This is a genomic window from Actinoplanes aureus, assembly GCF_015704865.1.
GTDB lineage: Bacteria > Actinomycetota > Actinomycetes > Mycobacteriales > Micromonosporaceae > Actinoplanes > Actinoplanes aureus.
In genome coordinates this window covers 25,239-47,832 of the sequence record NZ_JADQTO010000023.1, presented here as the reverse complement: position 1 = coordinate 47,832, position 22,594 = coordinate 25,239, and the positions used below count along the sequence as shown (strand labels likewise).

The window sequence follows — 22,594 nt, the reverse complement described above, 5'->3', positions numbered from 1 at the left end:
AACACGTCGACCCCAGCAGGTAGCCATCCGCCGAGTGGCAGTTGTCCGTTAAGTGAACCGCGCGCTTGCTACCCGATATGCCTGATATATCCGGTCAGCTGAGACCTCAGCGAGACATGCGCTTGTCCGCAGCGTTACTCTTTCCAGGCTTTTCATCGGTACGCGAGGCGACCGTCCCGCCCGATCCACACCTCCCCCGGGCTACCGCGCGGCCGCGCACGGGGCTGAGGCCCCAGCGCGACCGCCGGGCCCGGGCACGACTCAGGAACGCTGGTAGCTGACGTCCGTCTTGTAGATCTCGAAACCGAGGCGGCGGTAGAGCGCCACCGCGCCCGCGTTCGACTCGTCGACGTAGAGGTTGGACACCGTGAGACCGGCGTCCGCGAGGTGGCGGAGACCGGCCACGCTCAAAGCGGCACCCAGACCATGCCGGTGCCCGGCCGGATCGACCCCGAGCACGTAGATCTCCCCGATCGCCGGATCGTCACCAGCGGCCGGGTGCACCTTGGTCCAGTGGAAGCCGAGCAGGGTGTCCGCGACGTCGACGGCGAGCAGGAAGCCGGCGGGGTCGAACCACGGCTCGGCCTCACGCGTACGCAGATCGTCGAGGGTCCAGCGGCCCTGCTCGGGGTGGTGCGCGAAGGCGCGGGCGTTGACGTCGAGCCAGCGCTGCTCGTCGGAGTCGGGGTTGAAGACGCGGACCGTGACGCCGTCCGGCAGCGGCACGTCCGGCAGCGGCTTGAGCAACGAGCGGCGCATCTGCCAGAGCACCCGGGCCCGGGCGAATCCATTGCGCTCCGCGAAGACGGCGGCACCGGGATCGTCACCGTGCGCCCAGAAACGCATCGGCCCCGTACCGGCCGCGGCGAGCAGCGCCGTGCCGTGTCCCTGACGCCGGAAGTGCGGGTGCACCGCGAGCTCGCCGGCCGGGCCCTCGGCGTCGTCCGGATCGGCGGCGGCCAGGAAGGCATAGCCGGCCAGGCGATCGCCCGCATAGGACAGCAGGTGGCGACCCGGGGAGGGGACACCGGCGCGAACCCGCAACACGACGTCCTCGGAGAGCGGATAGACGCCGTCCACCTCGGCGGCGGCCGCGGCCAGGGCGAGCACGTCGTCCACCTCAGACGCGGACAGCCGGTCCGCGGCACGGACCGGCTGTCGCATCGTCATGTGGGGATCTTAGGTCAGACCGGGAGCGACACGGGGTCGTTGTCCGGCAGCTGGCGGCCGGACGGCGGGACCACGAACTTGTAGCCCACCTGACGCACGGTGCCGATCATCGACTCGTACTCCGAGCCGAGCTTGGCACGCAGGCGCCGGACGTGCACGTCGACGGTCCGGGTGCCACCGAAGTAGTCGTAGCCCCAGACCTCGCGGAGCAGCTGGTCCCGGGTGAAGACCCGGCCCGGGTGCTGGGCGAGGAACTTGAGCAGCTCGAACTCCTTGTAGGTGAGGTCGAGCGGGCGACCCTTGAGCTTCGCCGCGTACGTGTCCGGGTCGATGTTGAGCTCACCGGCCCGGATCGAGCCGCCGGCACCGGCCGTCGCGTTGTTGAGGCGACCGACGCAGAGCCGCAGGCGGGCCTCCACCTCGGCCGGTCCCGCGCTGGCCAGGATGACGTCGTCGACACCCCAGTCGGCGTTGAGCGCGATCAGGCCGGCCTCGGTGACGACCGCGATCAGCGGGACACCGATGCCGGTGGCGTGCAGCATGCGGCACGTGGCACGCGCCTCGGAGAGCTCGGAACGGGCGTCCACCAGAACCGCGTCCGGGCTGGGCCCGGACACCAGGGTGCGCACGTCACGGGGGGCGGTTCGTACTGAGTGGGGCAGAAGGTCCAGGGCGGGCAGCACGGCGGATGGTTCGCCGGCACGTGCCGTCACCAACAGCAGGATCTCCACACTCACCTCCGTCCTCGCGGCGCGAGGCCGCTCGGGTGACCCGGTTTGCGCAGCTCAACGCTCCGCCACCGGAGAACTGGGGCCCGGCGTCACCGACGGGTGGGTTGCGCTCACCTTAACCGATGCATACGTCCTGACGCCCCGCTCGCACACCCAAGTGATGTAGCGAACGCACTCAGGGTGGCTGAACGGCTGATTTGTAACCGCCCGTTCATCGGAGGCCGGTGACGCAGCGGACGTGGTCCGGCGCAGCGATTGGGACGACGGTCACCCGTCTGGCACGATCGCAGGCGTGTTCCCCTCCATGCCGCAGGACGATCCCTGGGATGCCGAAGCCTCCCAGCAGGTCGCCCGGATGAACCCGGGCCGGCCCAAGGCCGGTTTCTACGGCGCCGTCCCGGACGGGGAGGACGACCAGTCCCCCTCCGACGACAGCGAGGACGGGGAGGAGTTCGAGGAGATCGAGGTCGTCCCGGTCCGGCCGAAACTCTCGGTCGCCATCGCCGGGTTCGCCGCGCTGCTCGCCATCGCCCTGACCATCGGCGCTCAGACCACCGGGCCGAACGGGCGCCTCTCGTACGCGATCGTGCTCTTCGGAGTGCAGCTGCTCGGCCTGCTGGCCTGGACCATGGCACTGCACCCGCCGGCCGCGGCCGCCACCGCTGGCGTCGTCGCGGTCACCGCCCTGATCGCCGACTACCTGGCGGTCAGCGGCACGTCCGCGCGATTCCTCCCGCTGCTCTTCGTCGCCCTCGGCGGTTTCGTGGTCGCCATGATCGGCCAGGTGATCCGGGCCGGTGACCGGCAGCGGGCCAAGGACTCGTGGCGCAGCACCCTGCTCATCGTGCTCGGCGCGGTGGCGTACGCGATCCTGCTGGTGCTCACCCGGCAGCCGCTCGGCGCGCAGACCATCCTGGTCTGCTGCACCGGGGCCGGGGTCGCGCTGATGGTCGCCCGTCTGACCGACGCGGTGTTCCCGAAGCCGCGGATCGCCGCACAGGTCCCGCGCGGCGCGACCGGCATCGTGCTCGGTGCCATGCTCGGCACGCTCGCCGCCGCCATGCTCGGCAGCTACCTGGTGTTGCCGTTCACCCCGGCCAAGGGCGCGGTGCTCGGCCTGGTCGCCGCCGTGGCGGCCAACCTCGTGGATCTGGCGGTCAACTTCGGCGAGGCGGGCCGCCGGCTGGCCGGCGAGGCGCCGACGTTCTGGCTGGCCCGGCACATGCAGGGGCCGCTCGGCGGGTTCGCGCTGACGGCGGCCGCGGCGTACGCGCTGACGCACTGGTATCTGACCTGACCCCGCCGTTTCGGTGAACCCACAGCGGGGGCATGTACGTTCCCCAGACCAGGTGGGTAGACCGGGGAGGTCCAGTGGCCGAGGTGTACGAAACGGAACGTCCACGACGCCGCCGGGGTCGTGCGCTGCTGACCGTCGTCCTGGTGCTGCTCGTGCTCCTGCTCGCGGGCCTGTTCGCCCTCGACCGCTTCGGCGCCTCGTACGCCGAGCGGGTCCTGGCCCAGCGCGTCTCCGAAGAGGTGGCGAACCAGAAGTCCACCAGCGGCGAGCCCGAGGTCACCATCGCCGGTGTGCCGTTCCTGACCCAGGTCCTCGCCGGCGAGTACCAGGAGATCCGGATCGGGCTGCCGGACTTCGCCGCACCGACCGGCACCGGCGAGACCGTCCGGATGCCGCTGCTGGACATCCGCGCTCAGGACGTCAACGCGCCGCTGGACACGCTGCGCAGTGGCCAGGGTGACGTGGTGGCCGGCACGGTCACCGGAGTCGGCACCGTCGACTATGCCCAGCTGGCCGAGCTGGTCGGCCCGGACGGGGTGAAGCTGGCCGAGAAGGACGGCAAGCTGGTCGGCTCGGCGCCGCTGACGATTCCGGGCCAGAAGCCGATCGAGGTCGCCGGTACGGCCGAGCTGACCGTCGACGGCGAGGTGGTCCGGGTCCGGTTCTCCGACGTGACCGCGCCGGACCTGCCGGACTCCCCGCTCATCCAGAATCTGGTGGCCCGGTTCGCCGAGAGCCTCGCCTTCGACTTCGCCGTACCCGAGCTGCCGATGAACCTCACGCTGCGTGAGGTTCAGGCGTTGCCCGAGGGTCTGCGGGTGACCGCCGGGGCGCAGAACGTCAACCTGTCGGCGGCTGGTGTCTGACGACACACCGGAGTCACCCGTTCCCGGATGGTGGTCGGTGCTGTTCCGCGCTCTGGGCACGCTGGTAGTGTCGCTTCCCATGAGCCTGTTGCTCACGAAGAGGCGCGCGGTCGACCTGTGCCGCGTGGCCGCGTGCCTGTGTCGCCCTGTCTGACAGACGGGGCCACTTGGTGCTGAGCACCATCTCTCTCTAAGCCCAGGGCAAATTCCCTGTCCGGCAGTGGCGCCGTCGCACAACCAGCCCGTGATCCCACCTATCCATGGGTCCGCGCGGAGTGCGACCACTTCTCCGCGCGCTGACTCACCCCTCACCCACCATCAAGGGAGTGAACCGATGAGTCGCGACACCGCACTCGTGTCGGCCGACTGGGCCGAGAACAACCTGGAGACGCCGGGCGTCGTCTTCGTCGAGGTCGACGAGGACACCACTGCCTACGACGGCGGCCACATCCCGGGCGCCATCAAGATTGACTGGAAGAAGGACCTGCAGGACCCGGTCCGCCGGGACTTCGTCAACCAGGAGCAGTTCGCCGCTCTGCTCTCCGAGCGCGGCATCTCCAACGACGACACCGTGGTCCTCTACGGCGGCAACAACAACTGGTTCGCCGCGTACGCGTACTGGTACTTCAAGCTGTACGGCCACGGCGACGTGAAGCTGCTCGACGGCGGCCGCAAGAAGTGGGAGCTGGACGCCCGCGTCTACACCAAGGACGTGCCGGTCCGCGCGAAGACCAGCTACGTGGCCCAGCCGCAGGACAAGTCGATCCGCGCCTTCCGCGATGAGGTCGTCGAGGCCATCGGCGTGAAGAACCTGGTCGACGTGCGCAGCCCCGACGAGTTCGCCGGTCGCCTGCTCGCGCCCGCTCACCTGCCGCAGGAGCAGTCGCAGCGGGCCGGCCACATCCCGACCGCGATCAGCGTGCCGTGGAGCAAGGCGGCCAACGAGGACGGCACCTTCAAGTCGGACGACGAGCTCGCCAAGATCTACGGCGAGGCCGGGCTGGACGGCAGCAAGGACACCATCGCGTACTGCCGGATCGGCGAGCGCTCCTCGCACACCTGGTTCGTGCTCAAGGAGCTGCTCGGTCAGGAGAACGTGAAGAACTACGACGGTTCGTGGACCGAGTACGGCTCGCTGATCGGCGTGCCGATCGCGCTCGGCGACGAACCCGGAAAGGCGTGATCATGACTTCTCCCGCCACCAACGTCGCCGCCGGTTGCGCCGCTCCGGACCAGTCCGCGCCCCTCCCCAGTAGCGTGGACCTGGAGAAGGAGACCGTCATCACCGGCATCGTGCGTACTGCCGAGGGTGAGGCCGCAGGCGGTGCGTACGTCCGTCTGCTGGACTCCTCCGGCGAGTTCACCGCCGAGGTCGTCGCCTCCCCGGAGGGTGTCTTCCGCTTCTTCGCGGCGCCCGGCTCCTGGACCGTGCGGGCGCTCAGCCGGTTCGGCAACGGTGAGCTCGCGGTGGACGCCACCCGAGGGGTTAACGAGGTCGCGCTGAACGTGGCCACCGCCTGATCGTCCACGCTCTGTGAGGGGGCGGGACCCGTACGGGTCCCGCCCTCAGCCCTTTCCGCCGGCCGTGACCACCACCGCGTCGGGCGGGATCTCCGGACGCCGCCGGGACAGCCGCCGGATGCCGGTGTTGAACACCGCGATGATCGGCACCGCCACCAGGGCACCGATGATGCCGGCGACGACCACGCCGCAGGCGATTCCGATGATCACCGCGAGCGGGTGGATAGCCACCGCCCGGCCCATGATCAGCGGCTGGAGCACGTGCCCCTCGAGCTGCTGCACCAGGATCACCGCGCCGAGCGTGATGAGCGCGACCACCCAGCCCTGATCCACCAGGGCCACCAGGACGGCCACCGCCCCGGAGATGCTGGCGCCCACGATCGGGATGAACGCGCCGAGGAAGACCAGGGCGGCCAGCGGGAACGGGAACGGGACGTCCAGGATCAACAGGGCCAGGCCGATGCCGACCGCGTCGATGAACGCCACCAGGACGGTGGCCCGGACGTAGGAGCCGAGCGTCGCCCAGGAGGCGTCGCCGGCGTCGGCCAGCGACCAGCGCGCGTTCACCGGGAACAGCCGGACGATGAACCGCCAGATCTGGCGCCCGTCGCGCAGGAAGAAGAACGTCGCGAACAGCACCAGCACCAGACCGGTGAGCACCTCGGCCAGAGTGGCCGCGGTGGCGATGCCGGTCGAGGTCAGCTGCGAGGTGTTGGAGTTGACCCAGTCCTGGGCCGAGTCGATTGCCTGATCCACCTGGTCGTCGGAGAGATGCAACGGCCCGGTCCGGGCCCACTCCTGGATCTGCCGGACGCCGGCGCTGGCGTTCTCGGTCAGCTGCGGCACCCCGTCGATGAACTGGTTCACCACCAGCGTCAACGTGCCCACCACCGCGGCCAGGCCGCCGATCAGCACCAGGAACGTGGCGAACGAGCGGGGCACGTGCAGCCGGAGCAGCCAGCCGACGGCCGGGCCCAGCAACGCGGAGAGCAGCAATGCGATGGCGAGCGGGATGATCACCACGCTGACCAGGCCGATCACCCGCAGCAGCGCCCAGCCGATCACGCCGACCACGATCAGACGCCAGCTCCACGCCGCGGCGATCCGCAGCGGCTGCGGTACGTCGGCGTCGTCCAGGCTGTTCGTCGAGTGGTGCACGATCGCCGCCTCGGGTGGCGGCGGGGCGAAGTGTTCCTCTTCGACCTCGGGCGACGGGTCGTCGACACGGGCGATCCGCACCGACTCACGCCCGGTGTCGTAAGCCTTCTTCAAGTTGTCCCGAACCCGCTGGAAGCGGTTCAACCGCCCTACCCCCTCGACCATTGCTACGCGGTTATCACCGTAGTGCCCGGACGCCCGAATCGCTCTCCACGCGGGCACCCGGACCACGCGTACAGGGGCCCGGGCCACCGGCGTACCGTCTCCGTTTGTGAGCGCCGAAGCCCGTACCGAGACCGGATTGCCGATCCGGATGCTGCATGATCGCGTCCTCGTCCGTCAGGACGGCAGCGAGGGGGAACGCCGATCCACCGCGGGCATCGTGATTCCCGCCACCGCGTCGATGGGACGGCGCCTGTCCTGGGCCACCGCGGTCGGAGTCGGCCCGAACGTCCGGTCGATCGTGGTGGGCGACCGTGTGCTCTTCGACCCGGACGACCGCTCCGAGGTGGAGCTGCACGGCAAGGAGTACGTCCTGCTGCGCGAGCGGGACGTGCACGCGGTCGCGGCCACCCGGGTCGAGCCGGACGGAACGGGCCTCTACCTCTGAGGTGGCTGCCAGGGTGAGTGGTCCGGATAACCGCCCGACGGCCCCGGCACCGGGGGAAAGGGCGGCGGGCTCATCGGGTAGCCGCCGTAATGCGCGTATCCCGGGTACACCGGGGGCGGGGCCAGACGCATCGGAACCGGCATGACGGGCTCGGCCGGGGGTGCCACGGTCCGCACCACCCCGTCCGGGAAGGTGATCCGGTAGCTCTGCCCGTCCCACCACGCCGACGGGGTCTGTGGATCGTGCCCGGCGAAGACCGACCGGTAACCGGTGATCGCGGCCAGCAGCTCCTGCTCCTCGGCCCGGGCCCGCTCCAGCTCCCGCGGATGCCGTTCGAGGCCGCGCTGCACGCCGTCGCGGAGCAGCGCCAGCCGCGTCGAGGCGAACTGGAAGTTGCGCATCGCCCGGTGCCCGGCCGGCCCGGCGACCCGCTTGGCCCACTGCCGGGCGGAGTGCCGCCGGCCCAGGCTCGCCAGCGAGGCCACCTCCGGCGGGGCGAACCAGCCGGCCCGCACGTAGTGGTGCAGGACCCGCTCGGCCAGCCGGCCCTCCCAGCTGCGCAGCGCGATGGCGAAACCGACCACGGCGAAGAAGAACGGCAACATGAAGCCGAGATAGCCGTACAGCATGATCAGCATCTCGCCGGTCGCCTGGGTGAGCGTCGGAAGCAGGTTGAAGAGCCCGTGCAGGATCATCGCGGCGAGCAGGCCGGCGATCGGGGCCAGCCACCGCACCGTACGGTCCGCGGAACGCGCCGCGATGCCCAGACCGATGCCCGCCATCGAGGTGAAGAGCGGGTGCGCGAAGCCGGTGAAGAGGATCCGGACGATGAAGATCAGGAAGACGTTCTGCAGGCCGGTCGCCGGGCCGTACTCGTTGGCGCCGGACGCGTATCCGTGGCCACCGAGGTAGAGCACGTTCTCCACCATGGCGAAGCCGAGCGCGGAGAGGCCGCAGTAGACGATGCCGTCGGTGATGCCGGACCACTCCGCCCGGCGGCGCCAGAAGAGCAGCAGCGGGCCGATGAACTTCATCGACTCCTCGATGAACGGCGCGATCAGGACCGCGACGAGCGCGTCCGGCAGCCCCAACTCCTCGAAGAGATACGCCGCGCCGGTGTTGACCAGCAGAGCCACCGCGGTCGCCACCGCGGCACCCCAGGCGAAGCAGAAGACCAGGTACTTCACCGGCTCCGGTTCATACCGGTCGAGCCAGGCGAAGGCGCTCGCCAGCAGCGGCACCGGGAGGATCGCCGCGGTGAGGCCGATGGCCAGGCCGGTGACGCCGATCTGGAAGCCGAGGAAGACGAGCATGCCGATGGCGGCGCCGGCGATCAGCGTGATCACGGCGGTGACCGGCAGCCAGCGTCGCCAGCCGATCCGCCGCCCCGGGATCGGCGCACCCGCCGCCTCGTCCGCCACCGGGTACGGCGGGACCGGATCGTGCGCCACGGTGTCCGGCCACACCTGGGTGGCCGGCGGCGCTCCGGCTCCGGAGACCGGCGGCCCATAGCCAGACGGCCCGGAGACAGGTGGACCGGACAGAGGTGGGCCGGCAAGAGATGGGCCGGAGGCGGGCGGGCCGGAGGCGGGCGGGCCGGAGGCGGGCGGGCCGGAGGCGGGCGGGCCGGAGGCGGGCGGGCCGGAGGCGGGCGGGCCGGAGGCCACGCCGTGCGGCGGCGGCCCGGCGGCGGGGTTGACCGCCTGCGGGTGGGCAGCCGGGTCGGGCGACCCGGTCGGCGAGACGTCGGCCATGCCCGCCAGCCTAGTCACCGGATTCCGGTCAGACGCGCCCGAGGAGCCCGCGAGAGATCAAGAAGGCATTGATCCGGACCCGGACGGGCCGGACCGTGGCCGGCCGGACCGCTTCCGGGCACCGTGCGGCCGCCCGTGCCAGCCGAGCGCGTCGCGGACCTGCCGGGTCGCCTCCGCGTACTCGACGCCGGTGGCCCGCAGCAGGTCAGCGACCGCGGTCCGGATCTGCGCCACCACCACGCCACCCGAGTAACCGACGCCGTCCTCGTAGGCGCGTCCCGACTCGGCGGCCGCACGCAGGGCACGCTCGCGCGCCGCGACCGGGTCGGCGCCCTGTGCCCACTCCTCCCGGAGCAGGTCGACGGCGTCGCCGAGGTGCCGCACCGAGGCGGGTAGCACCTCCGGGACCCGCTCCCGGTCGTTCAGCGCGGTCTGTGCCCGGCGGATCATCACCCGGACGTTGCGTAGCGCGTAGGTGATCTGGGGAGCGCCGTCGACGTACTGGGCGAGGGCACCGCGGGCACGCCAGCGGGCCGGCGCGAAGGCCACGTTCTCCCGCGCCGCCTCGATCGCGGCGGTGAACGCCGCGAAGGTGTCCTCCGCCTCGCGCAGCCGGGTCAGCGCCGCCTGGATCACGTCCGGGTCGCCCTCGGCCAGGCCGAGGGACGCCTCGTGCAGCCCGGCGGTGAACGCCCGCAACGCCGGGTCGGCGGCCCGCCGCACCACGGTGAGCGGGTTGATCGGCAGGAGCAGGGTCATCACGGCGAGGGCCACCCCACCGCCCACCAGCGCGTCGAAGAACCGGGTCCACGGCTGCCCGGTGGTGGTGGTCAGGGTCGCGACCAGCACCGCGGACGAGGCGGACTGCACGATCAGCGACGCTCCGCCACCCACCGCGGTCGCCATCAGCACGGCGAGCAGCACGATCAGGCCGATCTGCACCGGCCCGGCGCCGATCAGCAGGATGATCAGGTCGCCGATCCCGATGCCGGCCGCGACCCCGATCACCAGTTCGGCGGTGCGCCGCAGCCGCTGGCCGACCGACGAGGCGAGAGTGATCACGGCGGCGATCGGCGCGAAGAAGGGCACCGGGCGGCCGAACAGATCGTGCGCCAGATACCAGGCCAGTCCGGCGGCGAGCCCGGCCTGCACCGCGAGCATCAGTCCGGCCCGAGCCCGGGTCAATGCGACGGTGAACCGGTTGTCGCCGATCATGGCCTCAACCTACGTGCCAGGATGCTGAGGTGACATCTTTGCCCGATCGTTTCCGGGCGGCGGCGCGCGGCGCCGGCGCCACCGCGAGCGACGCGGACCTCGACGCCGCGGCGCAGTATCTGGTCGGCCGCTGGACCGAGCCGCAACGCCATTACCACGACGTCAGCCACCTCGCGGCCGTGCTCGACGTGGTGGACCGGTTCGCCGGTCTGGCGCCCAACCCGGACCGGGTACGCCTGGCCGCCTGGATGCACGACGCGGTCTACGACCCGCGGGCGCTCGGCGACACCAACGAGCGGGACAGCGCCGAGTTCGCCGAGGGGCTGTTGCAGACCCTGGGCGTACCGCCCGAGGTGGCGGCCGAGGTGGCCCGGCTGGTCGGGCTGACCGCCGGCCACGCGACCGGGGAGGACGACCTCGACGGCGAGCTGCTCTGCGACGCCGACCTGGCCATCCTGGCCAGCGACGAGGAGCGGTACGCCGGCTACACCAGCGCGATCCGCCGCGAGTACGCGCACGTCCCCGACGACGCCTTCCGGGCCGGCCGTACCCAGGTGCTGACCGCCCTGCTGGAGCTCCCGTCCATCTACCGGCACACACAGATCCGCGACGAGTGGGAGTCCCGGGCCCGCGCCAACCTCACGGCCGAGCTGGAAGCGCTCGCCTAAGACGCTTGAAGCGCAACGCGAACGCCGACGGCGTCAAAGGGCGCAATGCCCGCGAGCCGAAGGCGAAGCAATCAGGCACAGTGTTTCGGGCGGCGCAGTCCGGATGCCCGGAGCCGGGCGGTGATCTCCCGGGACGGCACCAGGGTGGCACCGAGCCAGAGCGCGCTGTGGAAGCGGAACTCCGGGATGTCGTAGTGGTCCCGGTCGAAGGCCCGGCGCGGTGCGCCGAGCATCTCCGCGAAGGTGTGCAACTCGTCGTACGAAAGGTCGCTGGCCAGGTGCGACCAGAGGCAGCCGCGCCCTGGCCAGCGGGGTTCGTCGACGAGGATCAAAGATCGACCTGGAGCAGCTCGATGTGGCGGTCGGCGGCGAGACCACGCACGTCGGGCGCCCCGAGCCGCGCCGCGTCGGCGGTCGCGTCGTCCGGCATCGTCTGCGACTGCCGCTCGGCGGTCACCCGTGCCAGGTAGTGCTCGATCTCCTTCTCCCGGACGGTGGCGTCCCAGCCGAGGGCCGCACCCATCACCTCGGCCGCGTGGGCGACCGACTCGGCGCCCCGGTGTGCGGTCTCGATCGAGATCCGGGTGCGCCGGGTCAGCACGTCGTCGAGGTGCAGCGCGCCCTCGGCGAGCGCCGCGTACGCCACCTCGGCGGCCAGGTACTCCGGGGCGCCGGCCAGCGGGGCGGCCAGAGCCGGGTCGGCGGCCATCATCGCCAGCAGATGTACGGTCAGCGTCCCGTACCTCTCCAGCAGATGCTCGACCACGCCCGTGGTGACGCCGTGCCGCCGGGCCATGTCCTGCCGGTCGCGCCACGCGGCGGCGAAGCCGTCCGCGCCGAGCAGCGGAAGCTGGTCGGTACGGGACGGCCGCACCGGACCGCCCAGCCGGCGCGCCGCACGGTCGATGACGTCGGCGGCCATCACCCGGTAGGTGGTGTACTTCCCGCCCGCCACCAGCAGCAGGCCCAGCATCGGCTCGACCACGGCGTGCTCGCGAGAGAGCGCGGAGGTCGAGTCGGCCTCTCCGGAGAGCAGCGGCCGCAGCCCGGCGTAGACACCCTCGATGTCGTCGGTGGTGAGCGGCCGGTCCAGCACGGTGTTGACCTGGTCGAGCAGGTAGCGGATGTCACGCGCGGAGGCGGCCGGATGGGAGCGGTCGAGCTCCCAGTCGGTGTCCGTGGTGCCGATGATCCAATGGCCGCCCCACGGGATGACGAAGAGCACCGAGGTGGCGGTCCGCAGGATCAGGCCGGCCTCGCCGGTGATCGCCGAGCGCGGCACCACCAGGTGCACGCCCTTGGAGGCGCGGACCCGCAGGCCGGGGCGGACGCCGACGTCGCGGAGCATCTGCGACATGTCGTCGCTCCACACGCCGGTCGCGGCGACCACGGTCTTGGCGCGTACCTCGAATTCCTCCGAACCCGGCGCCTCCAGGTCCCGGACCTTGACGCCGACCACCTCGCGCGCCTCCCGCAGGAAGCCGGTGACCCGCGCGCTGGTGACCACGGCCGCGCCCAGGCTCGCCGCGGTCCGCCCCAGGTTGACCACCAGGCGGGCGTCGTCCACCTGGCCGTCGAAGTAGCGGATCGCTCCGCTGATCTTGTCGGCTCGCAGGCTCGGGAAGAGGTGCCGGGCGCCGTCCCGGGTCAGGTGCCGGTGCAGCGGCATGCCCCGGCCGGAGCCGAAGATCCCGGCGAAGACGTCGTACGCCGCCACGCCGAGCCCGTAGTAGCCCCGCTGCCACGCCCGCTGCGGCAGGCCGGCGGCCGGCAGGGGCACCAGGATCGGCACCGGCCGGACCAGGTGCGGGGCGAGCCGGGTGGCAAGCAGGCCACGCTCGGTGAGCGCCTCGTGCACCAGGTGCAACTCGAGCTGCTCCAGGTAGCGCAGGCCGCCGTGGATCAGCTTGCTGGACCGGCTGGAGGTGCCGGCGGCGAAGTCACGGGCCTCGACCAGGGCGACCTTCAGGCCGCGGGAGGCCGCATCGACCGCCGCGCCGGCACCGGTGACACCACCGCCGATGACCAGCACGTCGAACTGTTCGTCGCGGAGGCGCCGCAGATCGGCGGTCCGCCGGATCGGAGAGAGACGGCCGGCCGAGTAGCGGGAGACGGAGGGATCACGCACCCGTCCCACGTTAGCGCTTCGACCGTTCACCCCGGCGAGGGATTCATCGGCGATCCACCGTTTCCGATTCTTGCCCCCCGGCCGCCATAACTTTCTAGCGTGAGTGCGTGCACCGACGGTGTGCCGGAATCCTTCTGCTGGTTCTGGCCGTGGCGCTGACGGCGTTTCCACCCGAGCGGGTCGAAGCGGCGATCACGACGCCCTTCACCACCCGGTTCGAGGTGAACGCGAACGGCTCGATCCTGCTCCGCGGCAACGCCAACGTGACGTGCCCGGCGCTCTACGTCCTGCTGGACTGTGCGACGGCCCGGACCGGCTCGGGCTCTACCGCCACCGAGGAACTGAACAACAACGGGTATCCGATGGTCTACACCGACGCGGACGGCGACCCGGCGACGTTCAACGACAGCACCTCGACGGTGACCATGCCGGCCGGCAGCACGGTGCTCTTCGCCGGGCTCTACTGGGGCGCCGATCCGAGCGCCGGCGGCCTGATCGGCGGGGTGGCGGGTGCGGCGGCACCCAACCCGGCGCGCAAGAATGAGGTCCGGTTCCGCACGCCGGCCGGGCCGGCCTGGCACCAGGTCCTCTCCACCAGCCTGTACACGATCAGCCCGACCGGCGCCTACCAGGGCTTCGCCGACGTCACCTCGCTGGTGGCCGGAGCCGGCAACGGGGTGTACGGGGTGGCCGACATCCAGGCCGGGCGCGGCGGCGACCGGTACGCCGGGTGGACGCTGGTGATCGCGTATCAGAATCTCGCGGAGGCCATGCGCAGCCTGCGGGTCTACGACGGCTTCGGCTCGATCTCCGGCACCAGCACCGCGACCATCCCGATAACCGGGCTCAAGACGCCGCTGAGCGGGACCGTGGATGCCCAGGTGGGCGCCGTCGCGTACGAGGGTGACCTGGGTCGACCCGGGGACGGGCTGCGACTCAACGGCCAGGTCCTGAGCGACACCGCGAACCCGGCGAACAACACGTTCAACAGCACGATCAGCGACCAGGGGACCGCCGTCGGCGGCCGTAACCCGAATCACGCCAACCTGTTCGGCGTGGACATCGACACGTTCGACGCGTCCGGGAAGCTCGCGAACAACGCGAGTACGGCCACACTGACCCTGTCGACCGGCGGTGACGCGTACTACCCCGGCGTCCTCACCTTCGCCGTGGATCTCTACTCCCCCCGGATCACCACCGTCAAGGCTTCGAACGATCTGGACGGCGGGCAGCTGGAGCGCGGCGACGACCTCGAGTACCGGATCACGGTGCGCAACGACGGCAAGGACATCGCGGACGGGGTGACGGTCACCGACGCGGTCCCGATCTACACCACGTACGTGCCGAACTCGCTGGTCGTCCAGGGTGTGCCGGTCACCGACGCGGCCGACGCCGACGCTGGTGAGTCCGGCGGCGGCACAGTCGTCTACCGGCTGGGCAGCATCCCGTACCTGGGCAGCACGGACGTCACGTTCCGGGTACGGGTCGACCCGGGCGCGCCCGCCGGTTACGCCGTCTCCAACGTGCTCAACGTGAGCTACACCGGGCGTACCACGGGCGTCGGCATCTCCGCGGGTGGCGGCACCGCCGCCTCCTCGGTCCTGCAAGCGACCGCCGACCTCGCCGCCGCCCTCGCGGTCACCCCGGCCTCGGTGCAGCGGGCCGCCGCTCCGAACGCGGTGACCTACACCGCCACCGCCACCAACCACGGCCCGGACGCCGAGCCGGCGGCCCGGGCCGAGCTCACCCTGCCCGACGGCGTCACCCCGGGCACGCTGCCGGCCGGCTGTACGGCGGCCGGTCCGGTGGTCACCTGCGGGCTCGGCCCGCTGCTGGTGAACCACCAGGCGAACGTCTCGATCCCGGCGACCGCCGACGCTACCGCCGCAGCCGACCCCGCGGCCGCGCTCACCGTCCGCGGCGACGGAGCGGACCTGGTGAACGGCAACAACACCGCCACCGCCGCGCTCCGGGTGAACTCGCGGCCGCAGGCGGGCGCGGACACCGCGGCCACCACGCACAACGCGGCCGTCTCGATCAACGTACGGGCCAACGACTCCGACCCGGACGACCCGGCCGGCGGCCTCACCGTCTCGATCACCTCCGTACCCGGCAACGGCACCGCCGTCGTGGAGGCGAACGGGACGATCACCTACACCCCCCAGGTGACCTGGGCCGGTGCCGACACGTTCCGGTACGCCGTCGACGACGGGCACGGCGGCAGTGACACCGCCACGGTCACGGTGACGACCGCGAACGCCACGCCGATCGCGGTGGACGACGAGATCGGCACCGCTCCGACGACCCCGGTCACGCTGCCGGTGCTGGCCAACGACAGCGACCTGAACGGTGATCCACTCACCGTTGTCGCGGTCGGTCAGACGCAGAGTGGCGCCGGCGCGGTCACGCTGGTGGCCGGGGCGGTCACCTACACGCCGAGCGGGGCCTTCACCGGGCGGGCGAGCTTCACCTACACGGTCCAGGACAGCCGGGGCGGGCAGTCGACCGGAAACGCGCACGTGGACGTCGCGAACTCCGCACCGGCGGCGGCCGACGACCTGGTGACCACGCCGTACCACACCGACGTCCTGATCGACGTGCTGGCGAACGACACCGACCCGAACGGCACCGTCTTCGACGCGCTGGCCCTCGACTCGGCGGGGCAGCCCGCCGCGGGCACGGGCACCACGGTGCAAGTCGGTGATCAGGTCCGCTACCAGCCGCCGGACCACTTCTCCGGCACCGCGAGGTTCTCCTACACGATCTCGGACCTGGGGCACCTCACCTCCACCGCCACCGTCACCGTGACCGTCGGCAACGCCAGGCCGGTCGCCGCCGACCGTGTCGTCAGCACCGCTTACGGCCAGTCCGTCGACGTCGACGTGCTGACCTCGGCGACCGACGCCAACCTCACCGACCCGCTACGGGTCAGCGGCGCGACGAGTCCGGCCGCCGGAACCGCCACGGTCCGCCCCGACGGGACCATCCGGTACGCCCCGGGCCCCGGCTTCTCCGGCAGCGACCAGTTCGACTACTCGATCGACGACGGCCAGGGCGGCAGCGACACCGGGCGCGTCACGGTGACCGTCGCCAACGGGCTGCCGGTGGCCCGGCCGGACGGGGCCACCGTGCTCGCGGGCGTGCCGCTCGCGATCGACGTCATGGCGAACGACGACGACGATCCGAACGGCCAGGCGCTGACCATCACCACCGGCAACGGACCCACGCACGGCAGCGTGGCGCTCGGGCCCGGCCGCCGGATCACCTACACGCCGGGCGCCGGATACCGCGGGCCGGACGCGTTCGACTACCAGCTCAGCGACGGAATCGGGACCTCCACCGCGACCGTGACGGTCGGCGTGGTCAACTCGGCGCCGGTGGCCCGGCCGGACTCGGTCACCACCGACACCGGCACCGCGGTCACCTTCGACGTGCTCGGCAACGACGACGACCCGAACGGCGACGCGCTCACCGTGACCGGGGTCTCCGCGGCGGGGCACGGCACGATCACCCGCAATCTGGACGGCACCCTCACCTACACGCCGGTGGGCGGCTTCTACGGCTCCGACGTGATCACCTATGCGATCACGGATCCGGACGGGCAGGGTCATTCGGCGATCATCACGGTTACCGTACGTGACGCCGCGCCGGTCGCCGTGGACGACGATTTCGTCGCACCGACCGGGACCGAGATCCAGCTGGACGTGCTCGCCAACGACCACGACCCGAACACCGGACAGGTGATCACCGTGTCCGCGGCCGGGCCGGCCGGCAAGGGCAGCGTCGTCGTGAACGAACCCGGCGATCTGGTCACGTACCGCTCCACGGCCGGCGCGACCGGCTCGGACTCGTTCACCTACGTGGTCGCCGACGACCTGGGGCGGACCGACACCGGCATAGCGCGGATCACGCTGAACGCCGCGCCGATGGCGGTCGCCGACGCGGTGACCACCGACTCCGCGACCTCGGTCACCGTCACGATCACCGGCAACGACAACGACCCGGAGGCGGACCCGCTCACCGTCGTCGCGGGAGATCCGCCCGGGCACGGCATCGTGCGGATCAATCCGGACGGGACGATGCTGTACACGCCGGAGATCGGCTACATCGGTACGGACACCTTCACGTACGTCCTGCGCGACGTGAACGGGAACGTCGCGACCGGGCAGGTCACCGTCACCGTGGCGAACGCACCGCCGGTGGCGGTCCCGGACCGGATCACCGCGGTCAGTGACGCCGGCGTCGACATCGACGTGCTCGGCAACGACGCCGACGTCAATCCGGGACAGTCGCTGACCGTGCTGTCGGTGGATCAACCACAGCACGGCACGGCGGTGCTGGCGCGCCCGGCCGAGGCCGGCGTGATGACCGCGGCGGCGGCCGGGCAGATCCGGTACACGCCGGACACCGGGTGGGCCGGTGAGGACACCTTCGCCTACCGGGTGACCGACGGGTTCGGCGGTGTGGCCGAGGCTCGCATCACGATCACGGTGGCCGGGCAACCCACGACGCCGGCACCCACCACGCCGGCGCCTACGACGTCCGCTCCCGCGCCCACTTCCGCCGCGCCCACGCCGTCTGCCACCACCGCGCCCACAACGTCCGCTCCCGCTCCGGCAACGCCCACGCCGTCGGCTTCCGCTTCGCCTGAACCGTCGGCAACGCCTGAACCCACCACGTCGACGACGTCCCCGCCCGCTCCCAGCGAGCCGCTGCCCATCACCGGCGGCGTGCTCGCCGCCGCCCGGGCCGGTGCGCTCCTGATCGTCACCGGCACGGTCATGTACTGGGTCGGGCGCTCGCGGAGATGACAGAACGGGCGGGCCGCCGAAGCGACCCGCCCGTGCCGAGGTGTTACCGATGGACTTAGAAGTCCATGTCACCGCCGCCCGGGGCACCGGCCGGAGCCGGGGTCTTCTCGGGCTTGTCGGCCACGACGGCCTCGGTGGTGAGGAACAGCGCGGCGATCGACGCGGCGTTCTGCAGCGCCGAGCGGGTGACCTTGGCCGGGTCGATGATGCCCGCGGCCAGCAGGTCGACGTACTCACCGTTCGCGGCGTTCAGACCGTGACCGGCCTCCAGGTTGCGCACCTTCTCCACCACGACGCCGCCCTCGAGGCCGGCGTTCACGGCGATCTGACGCAGCGGGGCGTCGAGCGCCACCTTGACGATGTTGGCACCGGTGGCCTCGTCGCCGGCGAGGTCCAGCTTGTCGAAGGCGGTCTTGCCGGCCTGCACCAGCGCGACGCCACCACCCGGGACGATGCCCTCCTCGACGGCCGCCTTCGCGTTGCGAACGGCGTCCTCGATGCGGTGCTTGCGCTCCTTGAGCTCGACCTCGGTGGCCGCGCCGACCTTGATGACCGCAACACCGCCGGCCAGCTTGGCCAGGCGCTCCTGCAGCTTCTCACGGTCGTAGTCGGAGTCCGAGCGCTCGATCTCGGCGCGGATCTGGTTGACCCGGCCCTGGATCTGCTCGGCGTTGCCGGCACCGTCGACGATGGTGGTCTCGTCCTTGGTGATGACGACCTTGCGGGCCTGGCCCAGCAGGGACAGGTCGGCGGCGTCCAGCTTGAGGCCGACCTCCTCGCTGATGACGGCGCCACCGGTCAGGATGGCGATGTCCTCCAGCATGGCCTTACGGCGGTCACCGAAGCCCGGGGCCTTGACGGCGACGGACTTGAAGGTGCCACGGACCTTGTTCACGACCAGGGTCGCCAGGGCCTCGCCCTCGACGTCCTCGGCGATGATGATCAGCGGCTTGCCGGACTGCATGACCTTCTCGAGGACGGGCAGCAGGTCCTTGACCGCGGAGATCTTGCTGTTGGCGATCAGGATGTAGGGGTCGTCGAAGACGGCCTCCATCCGCTCGGCGTCGGTCATGAAGTACGCCGAGATGTAGCCCTTGTCGAAGCGCATACCCTCGGTGAGCTCGAGCTCGAGGCCGAAGGTGTTGCTCTCCTCGACGGTGATGACGCCTTCCTTGCCGACCTTGTCCATGGCCTCGGCGATGATCTCGCCGACCGTGGAGTCACCGGCCGAGATGGAGGCGGTGGAGGCGATCTGCTCCTTGGTCTCCACGTCCTTCGCGAGCTGCGACAGCGCCTCGGAGACGCTCGCAACCGCAGCCTCGATGCCCCGCTTCAGGGCCATCGGGTTCGCGCCCGCGGCGACGTTGCGCAGGCCCTCACGGACCAGGGCCTGGGCGAGGACGGTCGCCGTCGTCGTGCCGTCACCGGCAACGTCGTCGGTCTTCTTGGCGACCTCCTTGACCAGCTCAGCGCCGATCTTCTCGTACGGGTCCTCGAGCTCGATCTCCTTGGCGATGGATACACCATCGTTGGTGATCGTGGGGGCGCCCCACTTCTTCTCGAGAACCACGTTGCGGCCCTTGGGACCGAGGGTCACCTTGACCGCGTCGGCGAGCTGGTTCATGCCCCGCTCGAGGCCCCGACGAGCCTCCTCGTCGAATGCGATGATCTTGGCCATACGGCGTTGTCCTCCCGGACATCCGCGGCGCCGGGCCTCGTCGGCCCCGCTCTCCGCACGTTGAGGAACGTCTGTGGACGTCACCACCTGGCGATGTGACGTCCTCAGGCCGAGCCGGATAGCCCGCGACGACCGGTCCCGTGCCCCGGCGCCGATGGCAGCGCCGCGACCGGAACCCCACCGTCCCGACCTGTTGGCACTCAGCAGGCGCGAGTGCCAATCACTTGTTTAGCACTCCCCGGTGGCGAGTGCAAGAAACCCCATCTTCTCGCGAAACACTCGAACGAGGCTCGGTTTCCTCGTAAGGATCTTGAAAGAGCAGGTCACGGTCGCGAAGAGGTTGCCTGCCCCCGCGCCGGACGGTATGGAGAACGGCATGGAGAACTGGACCGTGCGCCGGGTCACCCCCGAGGACGCCGGACGAATGCGCGCACTTCGTCTGGAGATGCTGGCGGACAGTCCCCTCGCCTTCCTGGAAACCCTCGCTCAGGCGGCCGCCCGACCGCACGAGGGCTACCGGCAGCGGATCCGGCAGTCCTCGACCGGGCCGGACACGGCCCAGTTCATCGCCGACCCGGGTGGGCCGCTGATCGGCCACGCCGGCGGCACCCTCGTCCCGGACGAGCCGCACTGCACGGTCGTCTTCGCGGTGTACCTGACCCCGGCCTACCGGGGCGGGAAGGTGCTGGCCCAGCTGATCGAGGCGGTCGCCGACTGGTCCGCCGCGTCCGGGCGCGACGAGCTGATGCTGGAGGTGGTGGTCGGCAACGACCGGGCGGTCCGGGCGTACGAGAAGCTCGGCTTCACCGACACCGGCGTGCGACTGCCGCACCCGACCGTTCCGGCCCTCGCCGAGCTGCAGATGCGGAGGCGGATCTGATGCGCCCCCGCACCCGCACCGTCCTGACCCTGCTCAACGGGACCACCGGCACAGGCCTGCTGCTGGCGTTCCTCACCGGGGCACGGATCCGTCGCGGCCGCGACGGACTCCTGATCGCCGAGGGATACCGCCTCCGGATGCCGCCGGCCTCCTGCTTCACGGTCGGGTCGGTCATCCTCACCCGGCGCACGGCGGACTGGCTGCTGGCCGAGGAGCGGGCCGCGCTGCTGGCACACGAGAGCCGGCACGCCAGCCAGTACGCCGTACTCGGTCCGCTCTTCTGGCCCGCATACTGGTTCGCCTGCGGCTGGTCCTACTCGCTGACGAGATCCTTCGGCGTCCGCAACTTCTTCGAGCGCCACGCCGGCCTGAGAGACGGCGGCTATCCCGAGGAGCTGCCGTTGCGGCCGTGGGTCACCCGCCTGAAGCGGCGGTAGGAATTTGGTCGGGAGGACGGACGCACAGTGCCTCCAGGCCGCAGCCCTTGTGGGTCAGCACTGGGTCGTTGGGTCCCTCGGAGATTGTCGCCAAGCTCAGGTGAGGGGCCTCGTACGGCGTCGCGTCCTCCCGCGTCATGCATCCTGCCGATCCGGAGATCGGATCGCAAGTCCCTCCAGGAGGGAATCTTCGACAACCGGCTGACAGCCGGTTACGGAGAGCTATCCCAGCAGGCCGGCCTCGCGGGCGCCGCGCAGGGACGGCTTGATCGTGTGCGTCGGTCCAACCTGGCCGGCGACCGCGTCGATCGTCTTCAGACCCTCGCCGGTGTTGTAGACGACCGTCTCCTTGGTCGGGTCGAGCTTGCCGGTGGCCACCAGCTTCTTGAGTACGGCCACCGTGGTGCCACCCGCGGTCTCGGCGAAGATGCCGGTGGTCTCGGCGAGCAGCCGGATGCCCTCGCGGATCTCGTCGTCGTCGGCGTAGTCCATCCAGCCGCCGGTCCGCTTGACCGCCTCGATCGCGTACGGCCCGGCGGCCGGGTCACCGATGTTGAGCGACTTGGCGATGCCGGTCGGCTTCACCGGCGTGATCACGTCGGTGTCGTTGTGCAGCGCGGTGGCGATCGGGTTGCAGCCGGCCGACTGGGCACCGAAGACGGTCCAGCCGCCCTCCGGCGCCTCGACCAGTCCGATCTCGACCAGCTCGGAGAAGGCCTTGTCCACCTTGGTGAGCAGCTCGCCGGAGGCCATCGGGATGACCACCTGGGCCGGGATGCGCCAGCCGAGCTGCTCGGCCACCTCGTAGCCCAGGGTCTTGGAGCCCTCGGCGTAGAACGGCCGGACGTTCACGTTGACGAACGCGGTGTCCTCGAACTCGTCGGTCTCGACCAGCTCGCTGCACAGCCGGTTCACGTCGTCGTAGGAGCCCTCGATCGCGACCAGGTCACCGCCGTATACCGCGGTGGTGATGATCTTGCCCGGCTCCAGGTCGGCCGGGATGAAGACGATGCTCGGCACGCCGGCCCGGGCCGCGTGCGCGGCCACCGAGTTGGCCAGATTGCCGGTGGAGGCGCAGGAGAACCGCTTGAAGCCCAGCTCCTTCGCCGCGGTCAGGGCCACCGAGACGACCCGGTCCTTGAACGAGTGGGTCGGGTTCGCCGAGTCGTCCTTCACGTACAGCGGCGCCTGCAGGCCGATCGCCTCGGCCAGAGCCGGAGCGCTGACCAGCGGGGTCAGGCCGGGATCGAGGGTCACCCGGGTGGCCGGGTCCTGCCCGGCGGGCAGCAGACCCGCGTAACGCCAGATGTTCTGCGGACCCGCCTCGATCTGGGCCCGGGTCACCCGCGCGAGCGCCGCATCGTCGTACGCGACCTCGAGCGGGCCGAAACACTCGTAACAGGCGTGCTGCGCGGCGAGCGGATATTCCGCGCCACAGGCGCGACAGATCAGGCCGCGGGCCGGGGAGGTGGTAGCAGTGGGTGCGTTGACGGTAGACGTCATCGAGGCCTTCCCTCTCATCTTTCCCCGCGGCGACCTGCCATTACGGGGACGGAATTAGCACCTGCCAAGCTCGGCCTCGTCTTCGAGACATGCTTGGTGGTTGCCGGGGCGTCAACGGGCCGTATCCCTCAGCCCCTCTGGATGAGGTATTCAGTTGTTTCCCACAC

The 22,594-nt window shown here is 71.0% G+C and carries 19 protein-coding genes and 1 riboswitch; of the genes, 10 read left to right on the top strand and 9 right to left on the bottom strand.

The annotated features are described in order from the left end of the window. Positions 1-261: 261 nt before the first annotated feature. Both mshD and I4J89_RS35770 read right to left on the bottom strand, forming a co-directional pair. Positions 262-1,170, bottom strand: a complete 909-nt coding sequence (mshD, locus tag I4J89_RS35775; RefSeq protein WP_196418597.1) for a mycothiol synthase — start codon at positions 1,168-1,170, stop codon at positions 262-264. Positions 1,171-1,184: 14 nt separating this feature from the next. Continuing rightward, on the bottom strand, positions 1,185-1,901 hold the full coding sequence (locus tag I4J89_RS35770) for a winged helix-turn-helix transcriptional regulator (protein ID WP_196418596.1): 717 nt from the start codon (positions 1,899-1,901) through the stop codon (positions 1,185-1,187). Between the two features lie 304 nt (positions 1,902-2,205). Here I4J89_RS35770 and I4J89_RS35765 point away from each other — a divergent pair, with 304 nt between their 5' ends. From I4J89_RS35765 to I4J89_RS35750, 5 genes are all read left to right on the top strand, one after another. Continuing rightward, positions 2,206-3,198 carry a hypothetical protein gene (locus I4J89_RS35765; RefSeq protein WP_196418725.1) on the top strand — a complete coding sequence of 331 codons (993 nt, stop codon included), beginning with the start codon at positions 2,206-2,208 and terminating at the stop codon, positions 3,196-3,198. 32 nt (positions 3,199-3,230) lie between these two features. Further along, positions 3,231-4,064: an LmeA family phospholipid-binding protein gene (locus I4J89_RS35760; RefSeq protein ID WP_196418595.1), complete on the top strand. Its 834-nt coding sequence runs from the start codon at positions 3,231-3,233 to the stop codon at positions 4,062-4,064. A 79-nt stretch (positions 4,065-4,143) separates the two neighbouring features. After that, positions 4,144-4,218: an Ms5788A family Cys-rich leader peptide gene (locus I4J89_RS52070; protein ID WP_373688186.1), complete on the top strand. Its 75-nt coding sequence runs from the start codon at positions 4,144-4,146 to the stop codon at positions 4,216-4,218. A gap of 180 nt (positions 4,219-4,398) precedes the next feature. Then, complete coding sequence (locus I4J89_RS35755) at positions 4,399-5,247, top strand: sulfurtransferase (protein WP_196418594.1); 849 nt, start codon at positions 4,399-4,401, stop codon at positions 5,245-5,247. 2 nt (positions 5,248-5,249) lie between these two features. Further along, complete coding sequence (locus I4J89_RS35750) at positions 5,250-5,585, top strand: DUF1416 domain-containing protein (protein WP_196418593.1); 336 nt, start codon at positions 5,250-5,252, stop codon at positions 5,583-5,585. A gap of 45 nt (positions 5,586-5,630) precedes the next feature. Here the strand turns inward: I4J89_RS35750 and I4J89_RS35745 are convergent, their stop codons facing one another. Next, a complete protein-coding gene (locus I4J89_RS35745) occupies positions 5,631-6,908 on the bottom strand; it encodes an AI-2E family transporter (protein WP_196418592.1) in 1,278 nt (425 codons plus the stop codon). Between the two features lie 148 nt (positions 6,909-7,056). Here I4J89_RS35745 and I4J89_RS35740 point away from each other — a divergent pair, with 148 nt between their 5' ends. After that, positions 7,057-7,353: a GroES family chaperonin gene (locus I4J89_RS35740; protein WP_196418723.1), complete on the top strand. Its 297-nt coding sequence runs from the start codon at positions 7,057-7,059 to the stop codon at positions 7,351-7,353. Here I4J89_RS35740 and I4J89_RS35735 read toward each other — a convergent pair. Continuing rightward, positions 7,344-9,107: a PrsW family intramembrane metalloprotease gene (locus I4J89_RS35735; protein ID WP_230860146.1), complete on the bottom strand. Its 1,764-nt coding sequence runs from the start codon at positions 9,105-9,107 to the stop codon at positions 7,344-7,346. The genes I4J89_RS35740 and I4J89_RS35735 overlap by 10 nt on opposite strands. 57 nt (positions 9,108-9,164) lie before the next feature. Then, the gene (locus I4J89_RS35730) at positions 9,165-10,322 is read right to left on the bottom strand and encodes an FUSC family protein (protein WP_196418591.1); all 1,158 of its coding nucleotides are present in this window, start codon (positions 10,320-10,322) and stop codon (positions 9,165-9,167) included. Between the two features lie 29 nt (positions 10,323-10,351). Here I4J89_RS35730 and I4J89_RS35725 point away from each other — a divergent pair, with 29 nt between their 5' ends. Continuing rightward, positions 10,352-10,990, top strand: coding sequence for an HD domain-containing protein (locus I4J89_RS35725; RefSeq protein ID WP_196418590.1), 639 nt, complete (start codon positions 10,352-10,354; stop codon positions 10,988-10,990). 71 nt (positions 10,991-11,061) lie between these two features. Here I4J89_RS35725 and I4J89_RS35720 read toward each other — a convergent pair whose 3' ends face one another. Then, the gene (locus I4J89_RS35720) at positions 11,062-11,322 is read right to left on the bottom strand and encodes a DUF4031 domain-containing protein (protein ID WP_196418589.1); all 261 of its coding nucleotides are present in this window, start codon (positions 11,320-11,322) and stop codon (positions 11,062-11,064) included. Further along, positions 11,319-13,118, bottom strand: a complete 1,800-nt coding sequence (locus tag I4J89_RS35715; protein WP_196418588.1) for a glycerol-3-phosphate dehydrogenase/oxidase — start codon at positions 13,116-13,118, stop codon at positions 11,319-11,321. The genes I4J89_RS35720 and I4J89_RS35715 overlap by 4 nt, the downstream gene beginning before the upstream one ends. 107 nt (positions 13,119-13,225) lie before the next feature. On the opposite strand from I4J89_RS35715, the gene I4J89_RS35710 reads away from it, so the two are divergent. Next, positions 13,226-17,929, top strand: a complete 4,704-nt coding sequence (locus I4J89_RS35710) for an Ig-like domain-containing protein (protein WP_196418587.1) — start codon at positions 13,226-13,228, stop codon at positions 17,927-17,929. Between the two features lie 55 nt (positions 17,930-17,984). Here I4J89_RS35710 and groL read toward each other — a convergent pair whose 3' ends face one another. Then, a complete protein-coding gene (groL, locus tag I4J89_RS35705) occupies positions 17,985-19,607 on the bottom strand; it encodes a chaperonin GroEL (RefSeq protein WP_196418586.1) in 1,623 nt (540 codons plus the stop codon). A gap of 376 nt (positions 19,608-19,983) precedes the next feature. Here groL and I4J89_RS35700 point away from each other — a divergent pair, with 376 nt between their 5' ends. Together I4J89_RS35700 and I4J89_RS35695 are read left to right on the top strand one after the other, a co-directional pair. Then, positions 19,984-20,487 carry a GNAT family N-acetyltransferase gene (locus tag I4J89_RS35700; RefSeq protein WP_230860145.1) on the top strand — a complete coding sequence of 168 codons (504 nt, stop codon included), beginning with the start codon at positions 19,984-19,986 and terminating at the stop codon, positions 20,485-20,487. Then, positions 20,487-20,924, top strand: coding sequence for a hypothetical protein (locus I4J89_RS35695; protein WP_196418585.1), 438 nt, complete (start codon positions 20,487-20,489; stop codon positions 20,922-20,924). Before I4J89_RS35700 ends, I4J89_RS35695 begins: the two co-directional genes overlap by 1 nt. Positions 20,925-21,146: 222 nt before the next feature. On the opposite strand, the gene thrC is transcribed toward I4J89_RS35695, so the two are convergent. Further along, the gene (thrC, locus tag I4J89_RS35690) at positions 21,147-22,427 is read right to left on the bottom strand and encodes a threonine synthase (RefSeq protein WP_196418584.1); all 1,281 of its coding nucleotides are present in this window, start codon (positions 22,425-22,427) and stop codon (positions 21,147-21,149) included. Positions 22,428-22,438: 11 nt separating this feature from the next. Next, positions 22,439-22,575, bottom strand: a riboswitch (SAM riboswitch). Positions 22,576-22,594 lie beyond the last annotated feature (19 nt).